The organism is Pseudomonas sp. B21128, assembly GCF_044218865.1.
Classification (GTDB): domain Bacteria; phylum Pseudomonadota; class Gammaproteobacteria; order Pseudomonadales; family Pseudomonadaceae; genus Aquipseudomonas; species Aquipseudomonas iridis.
Genome location: NZ_CP162590.1, coordinates 736,840 through 759,649, shown reverse-complemented (window position 1 = coordinate 759,649; position 22,810 = coordinate 736,840). Strand labels below are relative to the sequence as shown.

General features: G+C 61.9%; 23 protein-coding genes. 3 read left to right on the top strand and 20 right to left on the bottom strand.

Annotation, left to right across the window (positions count from 1 at the left end; genetic code table 11):
• The first annotated feature begins 59 nt into the window (after window positions 1-59).
• Complete coding sequence (locus AB4P91_RS03280; protein WP_042557272.1) at window positions 60-1,478, top strand: FAD-dependent oxidoreductase; 1,419 nt, start codon at window positions 60-62, stop codon at window positions 1,476-1,478.
• Between the two features lie 246 nt (window positions 1,479-1,724).
• A complete protein-coding gene (gene hemE / locus AB4P91_RS03275; RefSeq protein ID WP_007909440.1) occupies window positions 1,725-2,792 on the top strand; it encodes a uroporphyrinogen decarboxylase in 1,068 nt (355 codons plus the stop codon).
• Window positions 2,793-2,967: 175 nt separating this feature from the next.
• Here hemE and AB4P91_RS03270 read toward each other — a convergent pair whose 3' ends face one another.
• Entirely contained in the window at window positions 2,968-4,239 is a 1,272-nt protein-coding gene (locus AB4P91_RS03270; protein WP_395604308.1) for an MFS transporter, read from the bottom strand.
• Between the two features lie 118 nt (window positions 4,240-4,357).
• Here AB4P91_RS03270 and AB4P91_RS03265 point away from each other — a divergent pair, with 118 nt between their 5' ends.
• A complete protein-coding gene (locus AB4P91_RS03265; protein ID WP_395604307.1) occupies window positions 4,358-5,254 on the top strand; it encodes a LysR substrate-binding domain-containing protein in 897 nt (298 codons plus the stop codon).
• Window positions 5,255-5,306: 52 nt separating this feature from the next.
• Here the strand turns inward: AB4P91_RS03265 and AB4P91_RS03260 are convergent, their stop codons facing one another.
• The 19 genes from AB4P91_RS03260 to AB4P91_RS03170 all read right to left on the bottom strand — a co-directional run bounded on the left by AB4P91_RS03260 (window position 5,307) and on the right by AB4P91_RS03170 (window position 22,805).
• Entirely contained in the window at window positions 5,307-5,483 is a 177-nt protein-coding gene (locus tag AB4P91_RS03260; RefSeq protein ID WP_224790547.1) for a hypothetical protein, read from the bottom strand.
• Window positions 5,484-5,636: 153 nt separating this feature from the next.
• Entirely contained in the window at window positions 5,637-6,440 is an 804-nt protein-coding gene (locus tag AB4P91_RS03255) for a hypothetical protein (protein ID WP_150593950.1), read from the bottom strand.
• A 25-nt stretch (window positions 6,441-6,465) separates the two neighbouring features.
• Window positions 6,466-7,692: a beta-ketoacyl-ACP synthase gene (locus AB4P91_RS03250; protein WP_395604306.1), complete on the bottom strand. Its 1,227-nt coding sequence runs from the start codon at window positions 7,690-7,692 to the stop codon at window positions 6,466-6,468.
• The gene (gene fabG, locus AB4P91_RS03245) at window positions 7,692-8,420 is read right to left on the bottom strand and encodes a 3-oxoacyl-ACP reductase FabG (RefSeq protein WP_150687603.1); all 729 of its coding nucleotides are present in this window, start codon (window positions 8,418-8,420) and stop codon (window positions 7,692-7,694) included. The genes AB4P91_RS03250 and fabG overlap by 1 nt, the downstream gene beginning before the upstream one ends.
• Window positions 8,413-8,877, bottom strand: a complete 465-nt coding sequence (locus AB4P91_RS03240; protein ID WP_395604305.1) for a hotdog family protein — start codon at window positions 8,875-8,877, stop codon at window positions 8,413-8,415. The genes fabG and AB4P91_RS03240 overlap by 8 nt, the downstream gene beginning before the upstream one ends.
• The gene (locus tag AB4P91_RS03235; RefSeq protein ID WP_395604304.1) at window positions 8,874-10,070 is read right to left on the bottom strand and encodes a beta-ketoacyl-[acyl-carrier-protein] synthase family protein; all 1,197 of its coding nucleotides are present in this window, start codon (window positions 10,068-10,070) and stop codon (window positions 8,874-8,876) included. Before AB4P91_RS03235 ends, AB4P91_RS03240 begins: the two co-directional genes overlap by 4 nt.
• A complete protein-coding gene (locus AB4P91_RS03230) occupies window positions 10,067-10,549 on the bottom strand; it encodes a hypothetical protein (RefSeq protein ID WP_150593954.1) in 483 nt (160 codons plus the stop codon). Before AB4P91_RS03230 ends, AB4P91_RS03235 begins: the two co-directional genes overlap by 4 nt.
• Window positions 10,550-10,680: 131 nt before the next feature.
• Window positions 10,681-11,406 carry a class I SAM-dependent methyltransferase gene (locus AB4P91_RS03225; RefSeq protein WP_395604303.1) on the bottom strand — a complete coding sequence of 242 codons (726 nt, stop codon included), beginning with the start codon at window positions 11,404-11,406 and terminating at the stop codon, window positions 10,681-10,683.
• Window positions 11,403-12,650, bottom strand: coding sequence for an NAD(P)/FAD-dependent oxidoreductase (locus tag AB4P91_RS03220; RefSeq protein WP_150593956.1), 1,248 nt, complete (start codon window positions 12,648-12,650; stop codon window positions 11,403-11,405). The genes AB4P91_RS03225 and AB4P91_RS03220 overlap by 4 nt, the downstream gene beginning before the upstream one ends.
• Window positions 12,637-13,800, bottom strand: coding sequence for a sodium:proton antiporter (locus tag AB4P91_RS03215; RefSeq protein ID WP_395604302.1), 1,164 nt, complete (start codon window positions 13,798-13,800; stop codon window positions 12,637-12,639). Before AB4P91_RS03215 ends, AB4P91_RS03220 begins: the two co-directional genes overlap by 14 nt.
• Complete coding sequence (locus AB4P91_RS03210; RefSeq protein WP_395604301.1) at window positions 13,797-16,136, bottom strand: MMPL family transporter; 2,340 nt, start codon at window positions 16,134-16,136, stop codon at window positions 13,797-13,799. Before AB4P91_RS03210 ends, AB4P91_RS03215 begins: the two co-directional genes overlap by 4 nt.
• The gene (locus tag AB4P91_RS03205; protein WP_150593959.1) at window positions 16,120-16,722 is read right to left on the bottom strand and encodes an outer membrane lipoprotein carrier protein LolA; all 603 of its coding nucleotides are present in this window, start codon (window positions 16,720-16,722) and stop codon (window positions 16,120-16,122) included. The genes AB4P91_RS03210 and AB4P91_RS03205 overlap by 17 nt, the downstream gene beginning before the upstream one ends.
• On the bottom strand, window positions 16,719-17,144 hold the full coding sequence (locus tag AB4P91_RS03200) for a thioesterase family protein (protein ID WP_095187415.1): 426 nt from the start codon (window positions 17,142-17,144) through the stop codon (window positions 16,719-16,721). The genes AB4P91_RS03205 and AB4P91_RS03200 overlap by 4 nt, the downstream gene beginning before the upstream one ends.
• Complete coding sequence (gene hutH, locus AB4P91_RS03195) at window positions 17,137-18,681, bottom strand: histidine ammonia-lyase (RefSeq protein ID WP_150687599.1); 1,545 nt, start codon at window positions 18,679-18,681, stop codon at window positions 17,137-17,139. Before hutH ends, AB4P91_RS03200 begins: the two co-directional genes overlap by 8 nt.
• Entirely contained in the window at window positions 18,662-19,609 is a 948-nt protein-coding gene (locus AB4P91_RS03190; RefSeq protein WP_150593961.1) for a glycosyl transferase, read from the bottom strand. The genes hutH and AB4P91_RS03190 overlap by 20 nt, the downstream gene beginning before the upstream one ends.
• Window positions 19,606-20,340 carry a glycosyltransferase family 2 protein gene (locus tag AB4P91_RS03185; RefSeq protein ID WP_150596018.1) on the bottom strand — a complete coding sequence of 245 codons (735 nt, stop codon included), beginning with the start codon at window positions 20,338-20,340 and terminating at the stop codon, window positions 19,606-19,608. Before AB4P91_RS03185 ends, AB4P91_RS03190 begins: the two co-directional genes overlap by 4 nt.
• Window positions 20,333-22,012 carry an AMP-binding protein gene (locus AB4P91_RS03180; protein ID WP_395604300.1) on the bottom strand — a complete coding sequence of 560 codons (1,680 nt, stop codon included), beginning with the start codon at window positions 22,010-22,012 and terminating at the stop codon, window positions 20,333-20,335. Before AB4P91_RS03180 ends, AB4P91_RS03185 begins: the two co-directional genes overlap by 8 nt.
• A complete protein-coding gene (locus AB4P91_RS03175) occupies window positions 22,009-22,554 on the bottom strand; it encodes a hypothetical protein (RefSeq protein ID WP_150593964.1) in 546 nt (181 codons plus the stop codon). The genes AB4P91_RS03180 and AB4P91_RS03175 overlap by 4 nt, the downstream gene beginning before the upstream one ends.
• A complete protein-coding gene (locus AB4P91_RS03170; RefSeq protein ID WP_042557293.1) occupies window positions 22,551-22,805 on the bottom strand; it encodes an acyl carrier protein in 255 nt (84 codons plus the stop codon). The genes AB4P91_RS03175 and AB4P91_RS03170 overlap by 4 nt, the downstream gene beginning before the upstream one ends.
• Window positions 22,806-22,810 lie beyond the last annotated feature (5 nt).

Sequence of the window (22,810 nt, the reverse complement as noted above, 5' to 3'; positions counted from 1 at the left end):
AGTGATTTTCTTGCAGCTTGAAGCTAGTAGCTTGAAGCTGCTGTTATGAGGTTTTGAAGATGGCCGAACGTCTCAGTAACGACTTTCAATTCATCGATGTCGGGCGCAAAGATCCGAAGAAGAAACTGTTGCGTCAACGCAAGAAAGAGTTCGTCGAGATCTACGAACCGTTCAAACCCCAGCAGTCGGCCGATCAGGCCCACCGCTGCCTGGGTTGCGGCAACCCGTATTGCGAGTGGAAGTGCCCGGTGCACAACTTCATTCCCAACTGGCTGAAGCTGGTGGCCGAGGGCAACATCCTTCAGGCCGCCGAGCTGTCGCACCAGACCAACACCTTGCCGGAAGTCTGCGGCAGGGTTTGTCCTCAGGATCGTCTGTGCGAGGGTGCCTGCACCCTCAACGACGGCTTCGGTGCGGTGACCATCGGTTCGGTCGAGAAGTACATCACCGACACCGCGTTCGCCATGGGCTGGCGCCCGGACATGTCCAAGGTCAAACCGACCGGCAAACGTGTCGCGATCATCGGTGCTGGCCCCGCAGGTCTGGGCTGTGCCGACGTGCTGGTACGAGGCGGTGTGACCCCGGTGGTGTTCGACAAGAACCCGGAAATCGGCGGTCTGCTGACCTTCGGTATCCCCGAGTTCAAGCTGGAAAAGAGCGTGCTGAGCAATCGTCGCGAAGTCTTCACCGGCATGGGCATCGAGTTCCGGCTCAACACCGAAGTCGGCACAGACGTGACCATGGAGCAACTGCTCGCCGAATACGATGCAGTCTTCATGGGCATGGGTACTTACACCTACATGAAGGGCGGTTTTGCCGGTGAGGACCTGCCGGGCGTGTATGACGCGCTGGACTTCCTGATCGCCAACGTCAACCGCAACCTGGGCTTTGAAAAGTCGCCGGAAGATTTCGTCGACATGAAAGGCAAGAAGGTTGTGGTGCTCGGTGGCGGCGACACGGCGATGGACTGCAACCGCACCTCGATCCGCCAGGGTGCCAAGTCGGTCACCTGCGCTTATCGTCGTGACGAAGCGAACATGCCCGGCTCGCGCAAAGAGGTGAAGAACGCCAAGGAAGAAGGCGTGAAATTCCTCTACAACCGCCAGCCGATCGCCATCGTCGGCGAAGACCGGGTCGAAGGCGTGAAAGTGGTCGAGACCCGTCTCGGCGAACCGGACGCCCGCGGCCGCCGCAGCCCCGAGCCGATCCCGGGCTCCGAAGAGATCATCCCGGCCGACGCCGTGGTCATCGCCTTCGGTTTCCGTCCGAGCCCGGCGCCTTGGTTCGGACAGTTCGAAATCCAGACGGATAGCCAGGGCCGCGTCGTTGCGCCTGAGCAAGGTCAGTACAAGCACCAGACCAGCAACCCGAAGATCTTTGCGGGTGGCGACATGGTCCGCGGTTCCGACCTGGTAGTGACGGCAATCTTCGAAGGCCGTAATGCCGCCGAAGGGATCCTCGATTACCTGGGCGTCTAAACCGTCTAGCTGACTGCAATACAATACCTGTGGGAGCTGGCTTGCCAGCGATAGCATCACCTCGGTCAATCCGGCAAAACGAGGTCTCTGCATCGCTGGCAAGCCAGCTCCCACAGTATTTTGTGGCGTCACAAGGTCTGCATTCCCACGCAATAAATTGACCCGATAGACAAAAGGCTGACCTGCATCCGTGCCTTTTCCCTCGCGCTCTGAGAAAATGCCCGCACTTTTTTTCCGGATGCCGACATGACTGCCCTGAAGAACGACCGTTTCCTGCGCGCCCTGCTCAAGCAACCCGTAGACGTCACCCCCGTGTGGATGATGCGTCAGGCCGGTCGCTACCTGCCGGAATACCGCGCCAGCCGTGCCCACGCCGGTGACTTCATGAGCCTGTGCATGAATCCGGAGTTCGCTTGCGAAGTCACCATGCAACCGCTCGACCGCTATCCGCAACTGGACGCGGCGATCCTGTTTTCCGACATCCTCACCATCCCCGATGCCATGGGCCAGGGCCTGTACTTCGAGACCGGTGAAGGTCCGCGCTTCAAGAAAGTCGTCAGCACCCTGGCCGACATCGAAGCTTTGCCGATTCCTGATCCGCACAAAGATCTCGGCTACGTGATGGACGCGGTCAGCACCATCCGTCGTGAGTTGAACGGCCGTGTGCCGTTGATCGGTTTCTCCGGCAGCCCGTGGACACTGGCGACGTACATGGTTGAAGGCGGCTCGTCGAAAGACTTCCGCAAGACCAAAGCCATGCTCTACGACAACCCGCAAGCCATGCACCTGCTGCTGGACAAGTTGGCGCAGTCGGTGACCTCGTACCTCAATGGCCAGATCATGGCTGGCGCGCAAGCGGTGCAGATCTTCGATACCTGGGGCGGCAATCTGTCGGCGGCGGCGTATCAGGAATTCTCGCTGGCCTACATGAAGAAAATCGTCAGCGGTTTGATCCGCGAAAACGACGGTCGCAAGGTGCCGGTGATCCTGTTCACCAAGAACGGCGGCCTGTGGCTGGAAAGCATCGCCGAGGCCGGCGCCGACGCACTGGGCCTGGACTGGACCTGCGACATCGGCAACGCCCGCGCCCGTGTTGGCGACAAGGTTGCCCTGCAAGGCAACATGGACCCGACCGTGCTCTACGCCAAGCCGGAAGCCATCCGCACCGAAGTCGGGCGCATCCTCGCCAGCTACGGCAAGGGCAGTGGCCACGTGTTCAACCTCGGCCACGGCATCACCCCGGAAGTCGACCCGGAACACGCCGGCGCTTTCCTGCGTGCGGTGCATGAGTTGTCGGCTCAGTATCACGAGTGATCGATACGCAATAAAAAACGCCCGGCCAATGCCGGGCGTTTTTTTATGCGTAATCCACAGTCGGACGCTGATCAAATGTGGGAGCGAGCCTGCTCGCGAAAGAAGCGGATCAGCAACATTTGTGTCAATTGGCGCGACGCCTTCGCGAGCAAGCCCGCTCCCACATGAAGCGTATTCAGGCCTTCACGCCAGCCAATGGCGGTAACTTCGCCAGCTTCAACGCCACCAACAGCGCCACCAGCAACAACGCGCCGATAAACAGTCCAATCCCGTTCCACCCACCCAAATGCCAGAATACTCCGCCCGCCGTCCCGGCAATGCTCGACCCGGCGTAATAGCTGAACAGGTACAGCGACGACGCCTGGCCCTTGGCCTTGATCGCTCGACGGCCGATCCAGCTGCTCGCTACCGAATGCGCGGCGAAGAAGCCGAAGGTGAAAATCAACATGCCGACGATCACCAGCAGCAACGGTGTAAACATGGTCAACGCGAGACCGGCGAACATCAGCGCGATAGTTGCCCACAACACTTTGCGCCGCCCCAGTTGGTCCGCCAGCGAACCGATTTTCGCCGAACTGTAGATCCCTGACAGGTACACCACCGAGAGTAAACCGACGAACACTTGATCGAGGTTGTACGGTGCGGCCAGCAAGCGATAGCCGATGTAGTTGAACAGCGTGACAAACGCGCCCATCAGTACGAACGCTTCAAGAAACAACAGCGGCAGACCGGCATCGCGAAAGTGCATGGTGAAACCGTCAAGCAAGCTGCGCGGATGCAGCGAGCGTGAGCGGAAGTTGCGCGACTCCGGCAGGATCTTCCAGAACACCGCCGCCGCAATCATCGCCAGACCGCCAATCACCAGCATCGCCGTGTGCCAACTGACGAAATCGATCAACACCCCGGTAATCAGGCGTCCGCTCATCCCGCCAATTGCGTTGCCGCCGATGTACAAACCCATGGCAAGGCCGATGTGTTGCGGATGAATTTCCTCACTGAGATAGGTCATCGCCACCGCCGCCAGACCGCTCAACGACAGGCCGATCAGCGCGCGCATGATCAGCACGCCTTGCCAGCTCGGCATCATTGCACTGGCCATGGTGCACAGCGCTGCCGCGAACAGCGCGGCAACCATGACCGGTTTACGCCCGACCCGATCGGAAATCGGCCCGGTGATCAGTAAGCCAATGGCGAGCATGCCGGTGGCCACCGATAGAATCAGGCTGCTCTGCGCCGCGTTGATTCCGTATTCATGCGACAGCAACGGCATCATCGGCTGCACGCAATACAGCAGCGCAAACGTCGCGAACCCGCCGCTGAACAGCGCCAGCACCGTACGCATGAACATCGGCGTGCCTTTTTCGATGTAGATCTCTTGCAGCTCTACGACGACATCGTCCGCTGCAGGCGGAACCTCATGGGCAAGGGGGGCGGTGGCAGTTTTCACATCGGACCTCGGGGAGCGCAGCCGGGCAGGCAATGAAAAAATCATATAGCTGGCTAATGTTTCTATCCAATATATTGTTCGACCTGTTTGATAGCTTTAACGACCTAATGGGGTTTCTATGGAATTGCGTCACCTGCGCTACTTCATCGCCGTCGCCGAAGAACTGCATTTCGGCCGCGCAGCACAGGTGCTGGGCATCTCCCAGCCACCACTGAGCCAGCAGATTCAGGCGCTTGAGCAAGAGGTCGGCGCACGTCTGTTTGAACGGACCAATCGTCGGGTCGAGCTGAGTGAGGCCGGCAGATTGTTTTTGGAAGAGGCGCGGCTGGTGCTGGCGCAAGTCGACAAAGCGGCGGATGTCGCCCGTCGTGCGCAACTCGGCGAACTCGGGGAACTGAAGATCGGTTTCACCTCATCGGCGCCGTTCAACTCGACCATTCCGCAGGCGATCTTTGCATTTCGCCAGCGGTTTGCGGCGGTGCATCTGCATTTGCGTGAGATGAGTAGCACCCAGGTTGCCGAGGCGCTGGCCGACGAATCAATTGAAGTCGGCATCATGCGCCCGCTGGGTTTGCCGGATTCGTTAAGCGTGGTGGAGTTGATGCGTGAACCGCTGGTAGCGGTGCTCAGTGCCAAGCATCCGTTGGCGCAGGGCAGCGAGGAGGGTTTGTTTCTCTCAGCGCTGGCGCTCGAGCCTTTCGTGTTCTTCCCGCGCAGTTATGGCAGCGGTCTCTACGCACAGCTGCTCAGCCTGGCGCGCGACGCCGGTTTCAGCCCGCATTTTGCCCAAGAGGCCGGCGAAGCCATGACCATCATCGGTCTGGTGGCGGCGGGATTGGGCGTGTCGGTGTTGCCGGCGTCCTACCAGCGGATGCGCATCGACGGCGTGGTCTACCGACCGTTGCTCGACCCCGCAGCGGTGTCGGCCGTATGGCTGGTGCAGCGCAAGGATCAGAAATCGCCGATGGCCAAGGCGTTTGTCGACCTGCTCACGCGCAAGGTCGAAGAAGCCTGACGGCTATGCCGTCAATCGCTGGCAAGCCCGCTCCCGCAGGCTTCAGTGTTGTTCACATTCTCTGTGTACACCCAGAACCCTGTGGGAGCTGGCTTGCCAGCGATGGCGCCCGCTCAAACACCGCAAGGCTCAAGGCGGTCTCGAACGGCATGTACATCAGATGGGTGGCGTGGCTGGCGCCGGGGAGCAGAAAGAGGAGCGTGGCGGCCATCAGGGCTTTCACTTGCATGGTCATCTCCTGGACGGTGAAAGAGAACCGCGAGTGTTTGATCGATGGGGGCTCGCCGTTCTGGCAGGTGGCGCGGTTGCCTGCTTGATCGAGTGTAGATGGGCAAAATGAAAAGGGCGCCGAAAGGCGCCCTTAATCGTTTCTACAGTTCCATCAATCCACGTGCGCCAAATCCCCACGCAACGCCACACTCGACACGACCAGCCCGGCGCGGCACTGAAATTTTTCGGTGTCTTTGTAGAGGTCGCGCTGGTCGACACTGGCGATGTTGATCACGGCGTTGGCGTCGGCCTTTTTGGCGGCGTTCTGCAGGGTTGCGAGGGCCGATTGCAGGGCCCAGAAGCAGGCGTCTTCGTCGGACTTGTTCGAGCCGTTGGTCTTGCGGCTGCTGCTGACGGTGTCGAGTTTGCGCACCTGTTTTGGCAGGGTTTCGCCGGCCAGGTAGAACGTGACGCTGCCGTCGAGCAGGCCGGCGTCGGTGGCGCGTTTGACGCCTTCGCGGAAGCTGAGGTAGGTCGGCTCGTCGGCGCCTTGCTTGATGATGCCAAGGCTGTTGACGGCTTCGATGTCCGGGTTGATCGACAGCTCTTTGAGGACGTTGTCGCGCAGACGGTTGACCCAGCGGTTGTAGTTGCCGTGGATCTTGCCGTCCTTGGCATTCAGGCCGTAGCTGCTGCGGTAGTCGATTTCGAACGAAGTCGGGGTGAATGGGATGTCGACTTCGGCGTGATGCCGACCCCGCACGGTGATCGCAGCTTTGATCATGCCCGGACGCACCGATTGCACGACCCATTGGCGATCATTGAGCGCAGTGACGATGGCGCGGCTCATCTGCGATTCGGTGAAACCCAGGTTGCTGGAGAACTCTTCCTTGGCGTTGTACACCGGTTTGCTGGTGCAACCGCCGAGTACAAAAGCCAGGGCCAGCAGGGCGGCGATGCGGTGAAACTGAGTCATTCCCTTTACTCCAAACGTGTAGCGGTCAGTGCCAGCGGCGGAAAATCAACGAGGTGTTGACGCCACCAAAAGCAAAATTGTTGTTCATCACGTATTCGTTGCTCATCTGGCGGAATTCACCGCGCAGGTAGTCGAGCTTGCCGCAGTGCGGATCGACCTCATCGAGGTTGAACGTGTGCACGTACAGGTCACGGTTGAGCATTTCGATGCTGAACCACGACTCCAGCGCTCCGCAGGCTCCCAGCGTATGGCCGAGGAAACTCTTCTGCGAGCTGATCGGCATGCGTTCACCGAATAAGCTGCTGGTCGCCAGGGTTTCGGCAATATCGCCTTGTTCTGTAGAGGTGCCGTGGCCATTGACGTAACCGATCGCATCCGGTGTGAGCCCGGCGTCTTCAAGCGCCAGTTCCATCGCGCGGCGCATGGTGGTTTGTTCGGGGCGGGTGGTGTGTTGGCCGTCGGCGTTGCTGCCGAAACCCACCAGCTCGGCGTGGATCTGTGCACCGCGGGCGAGGGCGTGATCCAGCTCTTCGAGCACCAGCATGCCGCCACCTTCACCGATCACCAGGCCATCGCGGCCCTTGTCATACGGGCGTGGGCTGGTCTGTGGCGCGTCATTTTTCAGGCTGGTGGCGTAGAGCGCGTCGAACACCATCGCTTCGGTCGGGCAGAGTTCTTCGGCGCCGCCGGCGAGCATCAGCGGCAGGCGTCCGAACTTGATTGCCTCGTAGGCATAACCGATGCCCTGACTGCCGCTGGTGCAGGCGCTGGACGTCGGAATCAAACGCCCGGTGAGGCCGAAGAAGATGCTGATATTCGCCGCTGTGGTGTGCGGCATCATGCGCACGTAGGAGTTGGCGTTGAGGCCCTCGGCCACCGAGTTGAGCAGCATGTTGCCGAACGCCTTGATCTCGTCGGTGCTGCCGGTGGACGACCCGCAGGCCACGCCCATACGCCCGTCCTTGATCGATGCGTCGCCGAGCAGGCCGGCGTCGGCCAGGGCTTGTTCCGCTGCACCGACAGCCAGGCGCGAAACCCGGCCCATGCTGCGCAGTTGCTTGCGGGTCCAGTGCGCCGGGACGACGAAATCATCGATGGGGCCGGCGAGGCGCGTGTTCAGTTCGCTGAAGCGATCCCACTCGTCCATCCGGCGGATGCCGCTGCGGTTGGCCGCGAAGTTGCCAGCGATGGTCTGCCAGTCGCTGCCCAGCGAGGTGATGCCGGCCATGCCGGTGACAACGACGCGCTTCATCAGCACAAGCCTCCGTTGACCGCCAGGACCTGGCGGGTGATGTACGAGGCTTCCGCCGACATCAGGAAATTCACCGCACTGGCCACCTCTTCAGGGGTGCCCATGCGTTGCGCGGGGATCATTTTCATCAATTCTTCCACCGGCACGTTTTCGTCGAGCATCGCTGTGTCGATCAGGCCTGGTGCGACGCAGTTAACGGTGATTTTGCGCTTGCCCAGTTCGATCGCCAATGCCTTCGCAGCGCCAATTACGCCGGCCTTGGAGGCGCTGTAGTTGACCTGGCCACGGTTGCCGATCAATCCCGACACCGACGTGATGCAAACAATGCGACCAGCGGCGCGGCGACGGATCATCGGCATCATCACCGGGTGCAGGACGTTGTAGAAACCGTCGAGGTTGGTGCGCAGCACCACGTCCCAATCGTCGTCGCTCAGGGCTGGAAAGGCACCGTCGCGGGTCAGCCCGGCATTGAGCACCACACCGTAATAGGCACCGTGGGTTTCAACGTCGGCGTCGAGAATGGTTTTGCAGGTTTCACGGTCGGCGACATCGAACTGCAGGATGCGCGCGTTGCGGCCCAGCGCTTTAATTTCAGCCTGCACTGCCTGGGCTTCGGCGACGCCGCTGCGGCAATGCAGGACGATGTCGTGCCCGGCCTGCGCCAGACGCAAGGCAATGGCGCGGCCGATGCCACGGCTGGAGCCGGTGACCAGTACGGATTCAGTCATCGTTCGACTCCTGTGTCTGTTGCAGGTATTGGGACGGTTGGGGCGGGCGGAACACATTCAGTCGAGCGCTGGCCTGGATGCCGGGCGCAGTGATGTGGCATTCGAACACGCCCATGCCGTTGTCATCTTCCAGCGAGCGGATGCCATGGACGGTCAACTCGCTGCCGGCCGGAAACGCTTCGACGTTGCACTCGAACTTGCGTGTGCCGAGCAGGAAACCCAGTTCCACCGGATTGCCTTTGCGCCGAGCATGACAACCGGCGAACGCGGCGACGCTTTGTGCCATCAGCTCGACGCCGACCCACGCCGGCAGGCTGCCGTCGGGCAGGCTGAACAGGCCATCAGGCTTGACCGTGAGGTAGGTGTAAATCTGTTCATCGTCAAAGCGGGTGATCTTGTCGATCAGGATCATGTCGCCTGCGTGAGGCAGCAGTTCGGCGAGCGGCCAGTCAGTCATGGGGCGTCTCCGATAATCAGGCTGACGTTGTTGCCCCCGAAGGCAAACGAGTTGCTCATCAGGTAGCGGGGTGCAATGGACGTCAGGGGCTCACTTGCGGTCACCCACTTGAGCGCTGGCAAGTCGGGATCGGGTTGGCCGTCCCAGACGTGCGGCGGTAGCGCGTGGCCTGGGTTGTCAGCGCTCAGGCTCAGCCAGCAGAACGCTGCTTCCAGCGCACCGGCAGCACCGAGCGTGTGACCGGTCATCGGTTTGGTCGACGAGCACGCCACGCCGTTGGGGAACAGCGTGGCGACCGCCAGGCTTTCCATGGCGTCGTTGTGTTGGGTGGCGGTGCCGTGCAGGTTCAGATAGTTGATTTGCCCAGGCTGCAACTGCGCGCGACTCAAGGCTTTTTGCATCGCTTGCAGCGCGCCGCGCCCGCTCGGTTCCGGCGCCGAGATATGGTGCGCATCGGAACTGGCGCCAGCGCCGAGCAGGGCGATGGCCGGACCCTCCCCGCGTTGCTTGCTCATCACGAACAGCACCGCGGCTTCGCCAATGTTGATGCCGTTGCGATTGGCCGAGAACGGATTGCAGCGCTCATCGGATACCGCTTCCAGCGATGAAAAACCGTTGAGGGTCAGCTTGCACAGGCTATCGACGCCGCCGCACAGCACTGCATCGCACAGGCCCAGATCGAGCAGGCGCTGCGCGCTCATCAGGGCGCGTGCGCTGGAAGTGCACGCGGTAGAAATCACGTAGGCCGGACCGCTCAGTTGCAGCCAGTCAGAAAGGAAATTCGCCGGGGCGCCGAGTTCCTGTTGCCGATAGTCGTATCCACTCGGGAACTGCTGTTCACGAAGGAAATGCGCCAGACCACGACTGGCTTCGTCGATGCCCGAGGTGCTGGTGCCGAGCACCACGCCGATGCGCTCGCGGCCATAAATCTCAATGGCCCGGTCGATGTCGTCGCGGATCTGCAACGCAGCTTCCAGCAAAAGCTGATTGTTGCGGCTGCGCTGGTCGGCCAACTCCGGCGGAATCGCTGCCAGCTCACCGTGCACGGCGGCCACTGGCAACTCACGCTCCGGCACCCAACCGGATTCGCGACGCATGCCGGAGCAGTCGCCAGCGAACAGGTTGTGCGCCACTTCATGCTTGTTGCGGCCGAGTGCGCAGATGACGCCGAGGGCATTCAAATAGGCGGTCATGGCGTCGGTTCACCGAGGGGGGAGACGCGGTAGTGCGGGCCTTGAGGCAGTTTCAATTCGAAGCTCAACGGTTGTGAATAGCGGATATCCCAGCGCGCTGGCAGGGAGCGATGCTCGCCCTGTTGCTGCGCGGCGGGGTAGAGGCGCAAGAGTTCGCTGGACGGGGTCAGGGCGAACAGTAGCGCGGCGAACAACTCCCGGGCTTCGGGATTAGGCGGCAGCAGGCCATCGGCCTGCCAGCGCCCGTCGATCAGTTGCTGACGGGCCTGGGGGATGCCCAGCGGGTCCATCATCGACCAGCGGATGCCGGAACCTTCACGCTGCATCACCAGCAGCCAGTCCTGGCGTTGTTCGGCGAGGTTGCGTTCGATGTGCAGTTGCAGGGGCAGCGGCAGAGTCGGATTGTCCGTTGGCAGTGGTGCCTGAGTTGCGCAGGCACCTAGCAGCGCGATGCAGACCAACAAAAACAGTCGCAACACCCAAAAACCTGTGGGAGCTGGCTTGCCAGCGATTGCGTCGGCACGTCCAATATTGAGGATGACTGATCCACCGCTATCGCTGGCAAGCCAGCTCCCACAGGGTGGGTTGTGTACTGATCGACTGCCGTACATCAGATCTCACCTTCCAGCGGCTTGCGCGCAACCACGTTCACCAGCGTCTCTTCCCGCTGCCCGAACGCTTTGGGCTTGAGCAATCCAAACCGCTCCAGCAAACCGAAATCCTTCGACCGGCTCCACCACAAATACGGGTACGAAACATTGCGCTCGCCAAACTCAAAACCCTGCGCGCGAATCATCCCCAGATACTGCGCGGCACTTTTCTGCACGTGCATTGGATGGCGGAACAGCCAGCGAATCACCCAGGTATCGATGTAAGCCTCGGTCGATTCGGCGAACAGTAGATAACCGCCAGGCTTGAGCACCCGATAGAACTCGGCCAAGGCCTTTTCCTGCTCGACCAGATGATGAAAGGTCTGGTGGCAGAACAGCAGATCGACACTGGCGTCCGGCACGTTGAGCGTTGCGCAATCGCTGCCGATCAGCTCGACGTGCAATCCCTGACGCGCCGCTTCTTCGGCGCTCAATTCAAGGCTGTGCGGATCGGCATCGATGCCGATCAAACGCTGAGGTGCAAAGGTCTGGCGCAAATGGCCGAACGACTTGCCCTGACCGCAACCGGCATCGAGCAGCACCGGGTTTGCCGGCGGTGCTTCGCTGAACAGCCCACGCAGATCGTTGATTGCCACGCGCAACACGTGATGCTGCCAGGTGTGGCTGCGCAGGAACCAGAAACCGAAGCGGGTTTCCTCGACGTAACTGTCGCTCAGGTAATTCATGGGGCGTCCTTTGCGCAGAGTTCGGAAATCATCTTCAACCGGCGCCGAGCTTCGCTGACGAACGGGTTGCGTTCATCCCAGGCATAACCGGCGAGAATCGAGCAGATCATCCGGCGAATGTCTGCCTGACTGTCTTCATAGAAAATCACGTCCTGGAAAGTCCCCGCGTACCAGCCCTCGACATAGCAGCGGAAGGTGTCGACGCCGCGTTTCAGCGGCTCGGCAAACTCGCTTTGCCAATCGACCGTTTCGCCCTGCAACTGACGATGCAGCACTGCCGCCGCCATGCTCGCCGAACGCATGGCGATGGTTACGCCGGAGGAGAACACCGGATCGAGAAATTCCGCCGCGTTGCCGAGCAACGCAAAGCCCGGACCGTGCAGGGTTTTGACGTTGGCTGCGTAGCCGCCGAGGGTGCGCGCCGGAGTATCCCACACGGCGTTGTTGAGGACGCCGGCCAGACTTGGCGTTTCGGCGATGAAACCGCGCAGACAGGCGTCAAGATCGGTATCGCGACCTTCGAAGTGTTCGGCAGCGGCGACCACGCCAACCGAGCAGCGACCATTGCTGAACGGGATGGTCCAGAACCAGATGTCGCGATGCAGCGGGTGCGTGGTGACGAGGATTTTTTCGCGGTCGAACGCCGGGGTGTCGATGTGATCTTCGACGTGAGTGAATACCGCCTGGCGCACCGGAAAATTCGACGGTGCCTCCAGATCCAGCAAGCGTGAAAGCACGCGACCGTAACCGCTGGCATCCAACACAAAATGCGCTTCGACGCGGTATTCGCTGCCGTCTTCGCGGCGCACATCCAACTGCGGTTTTGCCCGGTCGAAATCGACGCTGACGATAGCATCGCCATAGCGAATCTCGGCGCCTTGCAGCGCGGCTTGATCGGCCAGCAGTTTGTCGAAATCGGCGCGCTGCACCTGGAACGTGGTCGGCTTGCCGTTGGTGAAGGTGTCGGCAAAATCAAACGCGCTGTAGCGCTCGCCCCAGGCAAACGCAGCGCCGGTCTTGCGCTGGAACCCGGCGGCGTTGACGGCGTCGAGCATGCCGGCTTCTTCGACGAAGTCCAGGCAATGGCTGAGCAGGCTTTCGCCGATGGAAAACCTTGGGAAGTGCTGACGCTCGATCACCAGCACGTCGTGCCCTTTGCGCTTGAGCAAGGCGGCGGCGATGGCGCCCGAGGGGCCTGCGCCGATGATCACGACCTGACGCGATTCCATTTCAACGATTGGCACGTGAGCTCCGGGGCAGTGGGTTGTTCAAATTCAGTGGGGCGCGATGCAGGCCGATCAGGGCCGGCAGCAACGTCGCGATCAGGCCCATCAGCATCAGCGCGAAGTACAGCGCCGGCGCGATGAGCTGTTGTTGCAACAGCAAGTTGAGAAAGACGATTTCGCTCAGGCCGCGAATGTTCAGCAGCACGCTTTCCCGCCAGCGACTGGCACCCTCGAACGAGGCCCCGGCCCAGCCGAGGCCAAGCCAGTTGCCAAGCAGTTTACTGGCAATCGGCACCAGCAGCAGTGCCGTCCATTGCAGCGCGCCAAGGCTGGCGAGGGCGGCGTGTACGTCGATTTGCACGATGCCGAACGTGAGGATCAACGGGATCGCGATCCACGTCTGCAAACGGCTCATCCAGCGCGCCGGCAACGGCAGCACCAGCGGTACTTTCAGCGTGGCCATGCACAACAGGTAACCGATGCCGAAAATCAGCGCATTGAGTTTGTAGTGCTCGGCCAGCACCAATAACGCGAAGAAGCCGAGGCTGTAAGTCAGCGGTCGCTGGACACCGAACAGGCGCAGCAGCAAGGGCACGCACGCCAGCCCCAGCGGCAGCAACAGACTGCTCAAATGCAAACTGCCTTGGGCGAGGCCGAACAGGGTCCAGCAGGTCAGATCGATCAGGATCGCGGTTTGCACCAGCCGTCGTGTGGCGGCTGGCGGGTAGTCGATGTGGCGCAGATACAGGTACAGCACCGGAATGGCGGTGATGGCGAACACCAGACCTATGGCCAATGAATTGAGCCACGGTTGCGCCGGCAGCAACCAATAGGCGGTCGCCAAGCCACAGGCGAACGGCACGGCGAAACTCGGTATGGCGATTTTCACGCTCTGGCGATCCAGGCGCAGGTCGATCACATCGCTGAGGATGTGCCCGAGCAACAGTGCAAAACTCAGGCTGTAGAGGTCTTTCAGCCACGTCGGCGCAATCAGTTCGGCGCCGCTGAGCTGCCAGCCCGGTTCGATCCAGAAATACATCAGCAGCGGCAAACCGAAACTCGCCAACAGCAACTGGCTGACAATTGGAATCAGGCCGAAGTGGCGACCGACGCGGGTCGCGACAAAGAACAGCGCCAGGGCCAGCAGCCAGAATCCGACGATCATCATGCTGCCGGCTCCGCGACTGTCGCGGTGTGAGGGTGACGCCCGGCCCACGGTGCAAGCATGAAGCTGAAGGCCAGCCCGAGGCTGACCGATAAACCGAAGTTGCTCACTGCTGGCGTGCTCGATACCGCCAGCAAACCGAATGACAGCCACGTCGTCACGGCCGCCAGCAACGTGCCGAGCAGACTCACCGCCGCGCCGCCGACTTGCTCACGCATGAGAATCGCGTAATCGACGCTGATCGCTGTCACCAGCAGCAGGCCGAACAGGCTGAACAATGTCAGCGGCTGGCCGAGCCAACCGAGGCTGGCCAGACTGCACAGCGCTGCCAGCAACGGCAGCGTGACGATGCGCAGGGCGCCGCCGAGACCAAACGGCAGAATCAACACCAGCACGATCAACACGCAGGAGGCGAGTTTCAGTTCTGCCGCGCTGATCTGCGTGGCGGCGAAAACACTGTTCAATTCCCCGAGGCGATCCACCAGCACCACCCCCGGTAAGTCCAGCGCCTGCACCCGCAGCAGCGAAGAATTGTTCAGGCCTTGCAGACTGGTGATCGCCCCCACGCCCTCTTCGGTCGGGCCGAGCCACAGCGTGCGGTAGGGCTCGCCGAGCGGACCGACCAGCGCGGCGTCGATGTCCTCAAAAGGCAATGTTTGTAACTGCTGCAACTCGTTTTGCAGGGCCGTTACCGGCACGCCGAGATCGAGCAGCGGCTGCCAGAACTGTGGAAGCCTGTTCAGCGCTTCGCGCACTTGCTGTTGCTGACTCGGCGGGCTGACCAATTGATCGAGCGCCAGAAAACCTTGCAGCTTGTCGAGGTTGACCAGTTGCTCCAGACGTTCGCTCAGTGCCGCTTGTCGTGCGAGCAGTTCTTGCTGATTGGCCGCGCGCACGAGGAAGAATTGGCTGGTCGGCTGATACCCGGTGATGCGTGCGATGGTCTGCGCTTCGTCGGTCAGTTGCTGTGGCGCGCCGACCCATTGGCGGATGTCGTTTTTGCTTTGCAGTTGCACGAGACCGCCCACACAGAAGGCGATCAACAGCGCCAGCAGTATTGGCGTGCAGATGCGCTCCAGCAGTTTTTCCCGCAGGTTTATTAGCCGTTTGGCCAGATGCAGCGGCCATTGCGCCGGGCGCAGTTCGACATTCTTCAACAGCGCCGGCAGCAGGCACACCGCCGACAGATAGGCGCCCAGCAAGCCGGCGGCGGAGAACACGGCGATTTGCGTCAGCGCCGGGAAGGGCGTCCACGCCAGCGCCAGATAACCGATGGCGCTGGTGATCAGGCTCAGCGTCAGCCCGGGCAGGGTCAGGCGCAAGGCGGGCCAACTGCGCCACGGTTTCAGGCTCCAGCTCTTCGACAGATAGTGCAGCGGGTAATCCACCGCCACACCGATCAGGCTGGAACCGAGTACCAACGTCATCACGTGCATATGGCCGAACAGCGCCACACACGCCACGGCACCGAACAACATGCCGACCAGCACCGGCACAAATGCCAACAGCACGCGCCAACGGCGGAACGCCAACAGCAGCAACAGCAGAATCCCGACTGTGGCGCCGCCGCCCACCCAGGTCATCTCGCGAGTAGCCTGTTGCTGACCACTGGCCGCGTACAGCAGACCGCTGGCGGCCAGAAGCTGCACGTCGGATTTCGCTGCCTGATCACGACTGTGCTCAAGCAGATCGGCCACTTGCAGCGGCAGGTTCATGTCGAAGGCATTGCTGGTGGTGCGTGCGCGCAACAGCACCCAGCTCTTGCCGTCGGCATCGGCGACCAATGCACCGCTGCCGATGTCCAGCTGCACCGCGCCGTGTTGCGGCTGGCTGTTCTGGATGCGTGCAGTTAGGCCCAGCCAGTCGTCCTGACTCGGCACCAGACTGAAACCGCTGAACGGGTCGAACAGTGCCTGCACCCGTTGCTGAATGAAGGCGTCGGGATGTTCGATCAGGAGCTGCCGATCATTCGCCGAGAGCATCGCCAGTCGCCCTTGCAGCAATTGCGTGCGCAGGGCCGGGAGGTCTGCTTGCAGGTTCCACTGCACTTTTTCGAACAGTCCGCTGGCTTGCCATTGCTCGCCCAGCGTTTGCGCCATGGCCACTGCTTGCTGGCGATCGGCGTGGCCGACCAGCACCAGCATTTCGCGGTTGAGAGGCTCCTGCATGCGTTGTTCGGCGCGCAGTTCGAGGGCGTCCGGATCGGTGCCTGGCACCAGTTCCATCAGGTTGGCGGACAGCGGCGCACCGTCGCGCCACTGCCAACCGGCCAGCGCGACGACTGCCAGCAGCAGAATCAGGAACAGCCAGGGCAGCTTGCGTTCACTCGGCAAAGTCATGTTGCTCCGCGTCGCTCAACGGTTGGCCGGCGGTGCTGTCCTGCATGCGCAACACGGTGCTGTCGCCTTGGGTTTCCAGCAGTTCGATGGTTTGCACCAGTTCGCCGCCGTCAATGTTGATCTGGTTGAACACTTGCTTGAGCAACAGCGAACGTGGGGTCAGGGTGAGTTTCCACCGTTGCGCGTCGCCACTGAGCGCCAGTTCGAAGTCGCGTTGCAGGCCGCTGCTGTCACCTTGCAGCACGGCGAGGAACAAGCGGTTCTGCTCGGCCCCGGCGCTCTTGTTCGGCAGCAGTTGCCAGCCGTTGCCGTCACGCCGGGCAATGCCTTTGGCGCTGATGCGGTAATCCTGTTGCAGCGGGGTTTTCAGCAGCCAGAGCAGGCCATGGTTTTTTGCGATGACGAAACTGCCCTTGCTGATCAGCGGCTGGGGCAGGGCGCGCAGGTGTTTTTCCTGGATGAACTGGCCGTGGATCACGTCCGGCTTGGCCAGTTGTGCGCTCAGTTGTTGCAGGTCAAAGGCGTGGGCCAGTGATGACACGGCCAGCAGCACCAGCGCACCAAGACTTTTAGAAAACAGGTTCATCGCAGCATCCTTTCCACGGCATCAGTGAAGACTTTTGGTGAAGCCAGTTGCATCTCGCGGCTGCTCACTTCGACCGCGACTTGCACGGAGCTTGCGCGAGTCAGGCGTTCGCCGCTTTGCAGGTCGGTGATCAGATAGTTGATCTTCAGACGGTTTTCCCACTCGACCAGGCTGGCGCGCACGTTCAACTTCTGCCCGAACACCGCGCCACGCACGTAGCGCAGTTGCAGGTCGATGATCGGCCAGGCGTAACCGGACTCGACCATGTGCGTGTAGTTGTGGCCGATCTTGTCGAGCAACGCACAGCGCGCTACTTCGAGGTATTTGACGTAATGGCCGTGCCAGACCACGTGCATGGTGTCGACGTCGAAGAACGGAACGAGGATTTCCGTATCGGCGTGCAGTACGCCGGCGCTACGCATGCAGCCTCCAGTGTTGCGCGGCGATGCGTTGCAGGCACAGGCGCAGTTCGCCTTCCAGTGCGCGGTCTTCAATGACCGGCGGGAAGTCCTTGGCGAGTTCTTCGTGCATGGCGGCCAGCACAGGCGGCAGCGCTCGGGCGTCTTCGGCTTGCGCGCGCAGCCATACGCCTTGGTTCGCGGCGAGGAGCGTGGCGGCGGCGACCTGTTCGGTCAGCTCCAGCACGCGGATCGCATCACGGGCCGCGATGGTGCCCATGCTCACCTTGTCCTGGTTGTGGCACTCGGTGGAACGCGAGAAGACGCTGGCCGGCATGGTGTTTTTCAACGCCTCGGCGGTCCAGGCGCTGGTGCCGATCTGCACAGCCTTGAAGCCGTGGTTGAGCATCGCGCGATCCGCCGTGGCACCGGACAGATTGCTCGGCAAACCGTGGTTGTAACGTTCATCGACCAGCAGCGCGAGTTGACGGTCGAGCAGGTCGGCGACGTTGGCCACGAGGTTCTTCAGGCTGTCCATGGCGAACGCGATGTGCCCGCCGTAGAAGTGCCCGCCGTGCAGCACACGCTCGGCTTCGGCGTCGATGATCGGGTTGTCGTTGGCGCTGTTGAGTTCGATCTCGATGAACGAACGCAGCCAGTTCAGGCTGTCGGCCAACACGCCGAGGACATGCGGGGCACAGCGCAGCGAGTAGCGATCCTGCAAGCGGTGCAGCGGCGCGGTCGGCGCGTCGATCGCCAGATCCTTGCGCAGCCACGCGGCCACTTGCATCTGCCCCGGATGCGGTTTGGCGGCGAACAGGCGTTCGTCGAAATGCTCCGGATTGCCTTGCAGCGCCACGACGTTCAGCGCGGTGATGCGGGTAGCCAGTTGCAACAGGTAATCGGCGCGGGCGTAGGCGAGGCAGGCGAGGCCGGTCATCACGGCGGTGCCGTTCATCAGTGCCAGCGCTTCTTTGGGGCGCAACACCAACGGCGTCCAGCCGAGTTCGCGATGGACGTCGGCCGCTTGACGGCGCTCGCCACGGAACATCACTTCACGCTCACCGGACAGGGTTGCCGCGACGTAGGACAGCGGCGTCAGATCGCCGCTGGCGCCCACCGAGCCTTCTTCGGGAATCAGCGGCAGGATGTCGTATTCGAGGAAGGCGTGCAGGCGCTCGAGCAGTTCAATCCGCACCCCGGAAACGCCGTGGCACAGCGACTGCAAACGCGCCGCCAGCACTGCGCGGGTGGCTTGGGCGTCGAGCAGTTTGCCCAATCCGCAACCGTGGAAAGTGTAGAGATGACGCGGCAGCGCCTCGACGTGATGCAGCGGCACCGCGACCACGCAGGAGTCGCCGTAACCGGTGGTCACGCCGTAGATCACGCCTTCCTTGTCCAGCAGCGAATCGAGGAACCGTGCGCCCTTGGCGATCCGTTCGCGGTAGTCGGCGTCGCTCTGCAACTGTACGGGCGCCTGACGGTTGGCCAGGGCCAGCACGTCTTCGATGCGCAGAGGGCGTTCGCCGAAGGTTACCGGCTCATGGGTTGGCGTCGTCATCGGTTTTCCAGAAAGGGTAAAAGTTGAACCATTGCTGCGGAGCTTCAAGGCAATAGTGACTCAGGCGCTGCGCGTAGCGGGTGGCCCACTGATGAATGACCTGCTCGCGCTCGCTGCGCTTCCACACGACGGCGTCGGCGAAGGGTTCGAGGGTCAGGCGATAGTGGCCGTCGGGTTGCTTGAGGCACATCAGCAGATTGACCGGGCATTTGAGGAGCCCGGCCAGCAGCCATGGGCCTTGCGGGAATGGCGCCGGATGGCCGAGGAAGTCCACGGTCACGCTACGGCCGCCGTGCAGCGGCACACGGTCGCCGGCAATCGCCAGCCACTCGCCGCGCTCCAGGCGTTCGTGCAGTTGCAGCATGATCACCGGGTCGAGTTCGCTGACCTGGATCAGGCGCAGATTGGTCGCCCCGGCTTCCCCCAGCAAGCGGTTGAACTGCTCGGCGTGCTTGGTGTGCACCAACACGTTCATCGTGACCTTTTCGCCGATCTCCGCCAACGCCCGGCACACTTCGAGATTGCCCAGGTGCGCGCCGACCAGCAACTGCCCGCGACTGCCGCGCAACTGAGTGCGCAGCAGTGCCGGGTCGATGATTTCGATTTGCTCGATGCGCAGCTTGCCGTTCCACACGTCGAGCTTGTCGAGTAGCGAATCGGCGAATGCCATGAACTGGCCGAACACCCGCCAATGGCTTGGGCGCAAGTCTTCGCGTTGGCTCCAGTCGGCCAGGTGCTGCTGGTACTGTCGGGCGCTGTGTCGGGCCGTGCGGCCGAACAGGAAAAAGTACAGGACGATGCCGTATAGCAACGGGCTCAGCAGGCGGCGACCAAGCACTTTGGCGGCGAGCGCGGTGAATTTCATCAGCAGGAAACTGCCGCGCTCCTCGCGGTCGGCCCAGTGCTTTTTATCGGTTTCGACGGTCATGTCCGCCACCGTCGCCAGAGGATCACCGGCCAACGCAGCAACATGCCGAAGAACAGCCGCGTGTGCATGCTCGAAATCAGCGCGTTGTCATGGAACAGCCGGAAGTGCGAGACGCCATCCAGCGGGTAATGCACGCTGGTCTGCAGCCAGCGCATCGGCTGATTGCGCCACGCCAGGCGCACCAGAATGTCCGAGTCGAAATCCATGCGTTTGCCGACCTTGGCCGAGTCGATCACCGCCAGCGTCGGGGCCAGCGGATAGACGCGAAAGCCACACATCGAATCGCGGATCTGCAGCGACAGTGTGTTGATCCAGACCATCACGTGGGTCAGGTAGCGCGCGTATAAGCGGCCCTTGGGGACGCTTTCGTCGAACAGCGGATAGCCGCAGATCATCGCTTGCGGATGTGCGCGGGACTCCTCAACGAAACGGGCAACGTCGTGCAGATCGTGCTGACCGTCAGCGTCGACCTGTAGCGCGTGGCTGAAGCCCAGCCGCGAGGCTTCGCGCAGCCCGGTCATCACCGCGCCGCCCTTGCCTTGATTGATGGTTAGCCGCACCAGATGCACGTTGTCGCGCTCGGCCAGCACGTCCAGCACCCGCGCGCAGGAGGGCGTGCTGGCGTCGTCCACCAGCAGGCACGGCAGACCTTGGGCGAGCAGGGCATCGACCACGGTGCTGATCGCGGTTTCGTGGTTGTAGACCGGGATCACGGCGCAGGGGTTATGCATGGCCAGTCTCCAGCAGGATGCGGCCACTGGAGCAGGTCGCCATGTCATTGCGATAGGCGAAATACAATTTGCCGCGTTCGGGATCGAAGCGCAGGTGCAGCTGGATTTCATCGCCGGGACGCACCAGTTGCTGGAATTTCAGCACTTCCATGCCAGCGAAGGCACCGCTCAGGTTGAGCAGTTGCCGACCGAGGTTCAGTGCCCATTCCACTTGCACCACGCCGGGCAACACGGGGGCTTTGGGGAAGTGGCCGCTGAAGTACGCGAGATCCGGCGGTACGCTCAGTTGCAGGCTCCATTCGCCGTCCGTTTCGGTTTGCTCCAGCACCTCGGGGGCTTTCGGTCGAGGGCCGAGCAGCAGCGCCTCGATATCCGCCTGCGGCAGCTTGCCCTGGCTGTTGAGCGGCATTTGGCGCATCAGTCGCCAGCGACGCGGCAAGGCCAGGGCTTCGCAGTGCTCTTTCAAGTGCTGGCGCAGGGCTTCGGTCAGGCTACGTCGACCGTGTTCGCGCAGAGCAAACAGGCCGGACTCGCTGAGCACCAGCAAGGCGCCGAGGGACGCACGATTTTCCTGAACAACGCCCAAGCGCGCTTCGGCAACCCAGTCGTGGGCGACCAAGGCCTGCTCAAGCATCGGCAAGGAGATGCGTTTTTCTTCGAGTTTGACGATTCGGTCCAGTCGCCCCAGTAGTTCAAAACGGCCATCGGCGGCAATGCGTGCTGCATCGGCGGTGTGTTCGACATGCCCGGCAGGCAGGTACGGTGAGGCGATCAGCAGTGCACCGTCGTTGTCCTGACTCAATTCGACGCCGGCGAACGGCTGCCACAGCGGCTCACCCTGACGCCAGGCGATGCCGCCAGTTTCCGAGCTGCCGAGGATTTCAGTCGGCCACTGTTGCAAGCGTTGATGCAGGCTTCGAGCGGCGTCTACAGGCAGTGCGCCGCCCGAGGAAAACACCCGGCGCACGGCGCTCAAGGCTGGCCAGTCGAGGTTGTCACCCATGCGCTTGAGCAGCGCCGGGCTGGCAACCCAGGCGAAGGCTGGATACTCGCGGCTGGCGCGTTGCAGGTCTTCGGGGAATGCCAGTTGTTTGCGCACGAACGTTCGCCCGGCGCACAGCGGCCACAACACGCGAAACAGCAAACCGTAAATGTGCTGGGTGGCGACGCTGCCGATGATGCATGCCTGGGCGAGATCCGCGCCCCACAGCTGTTCCAGCGCCTGGACCTCATTGGCCAACTGGCGCAGGGTCTTGTCGATGCGCTTGGGCTCGCCGCTGGAGCCGGAAGTGCACAGGCTCAAGCGACACTGATCCAGATCCAGCTCGGCGCCGGGAAGTGGCGGCTGATGGAAATCAGCTAAACCCCTGTCGCCGGTCTGATCGCTCAGCCACAGATCCACTTCGCCGGACCAGCGCTGGCGGGTTTGCGCTTGCAAGTCCGAGGGCAGCAATACGCTGACGCCAGCGCGCCAGGCACCAAGCAGGGCGATGGCCAGGTCGGCGGCATCTTCCAGATGTACGGCCAAACGCTGCACGCCTTGGGCTTGCAGGCCGGCAGCCACGCTCAACGCTTGCTCGCACAGCTGTGCGTGATCCAATGCCGGGGCGTGGCTGATCGCCCGCGCCGGCAACGCCTTGAGCAACAGTTGCTCAAGTTTTATCCAGTTCATGTACGGCCTCTTACCCGTTGTCGTATCAGCCATTCAATGGCAAACATCAGGCCGATCAATCCGTAGGAGATCAGGCCGGTGTACAACATCCACCAACTCAGCGGCGCCCACAGGGTCAGGAGCGCGGCGCACAAACCGTTGCAGAAAAAAAACACGCTCCAGGCCACCGTGACCTTGCGCGTGTAGGCAATTGCATTGGCCGGCAACTGCGGCTCACGTAGCCGCGCCAGGCGTTCGACCATTGGCGGGCCGTATTTCAGGCTCAGGCTGAACAGCACCAACATGAAGCCGCTGATCAGCACCGGATACCAGCGCAGCAATAGCGGGCTGTCAAACAGCGCCAGCAACAGGCAAAACATCATCGCCACGCAGGCCATCCACACACTGCCGGGTTTGCGTTCGCCCGTCAGTGCTCGCGCCAGCCACAGGCTGCCCAGCAGCAGGCCGAACTGCCACGGGGCAAAGTGCTCCATGCCGAAATACACCGCAAAGGGATACAGCAGACCGGCCAGCAGCAGGCCGAGGCCGATCAATCGGCTCATGCGGCCGGGTGAACCAGACGGTAGACCGCCTCGACCACGTCACCAACAGTGCGCACCGATTTGAATTCTTCGGCGGCGATCTTCTTGCCGGTCTGGCGCTTGATGTGATCGATCAGATCGACCGCGTCGATGCTGTCGATCTCCAGATCCTGATACAGGTTGGAATCCAGGCTTACACGGGAGGGATCCAGTTCGAACAGCTCGACCAGGGCATCACGCAGGGTGTTGAAAATATCGTCACGAGTTTGCATGGTCC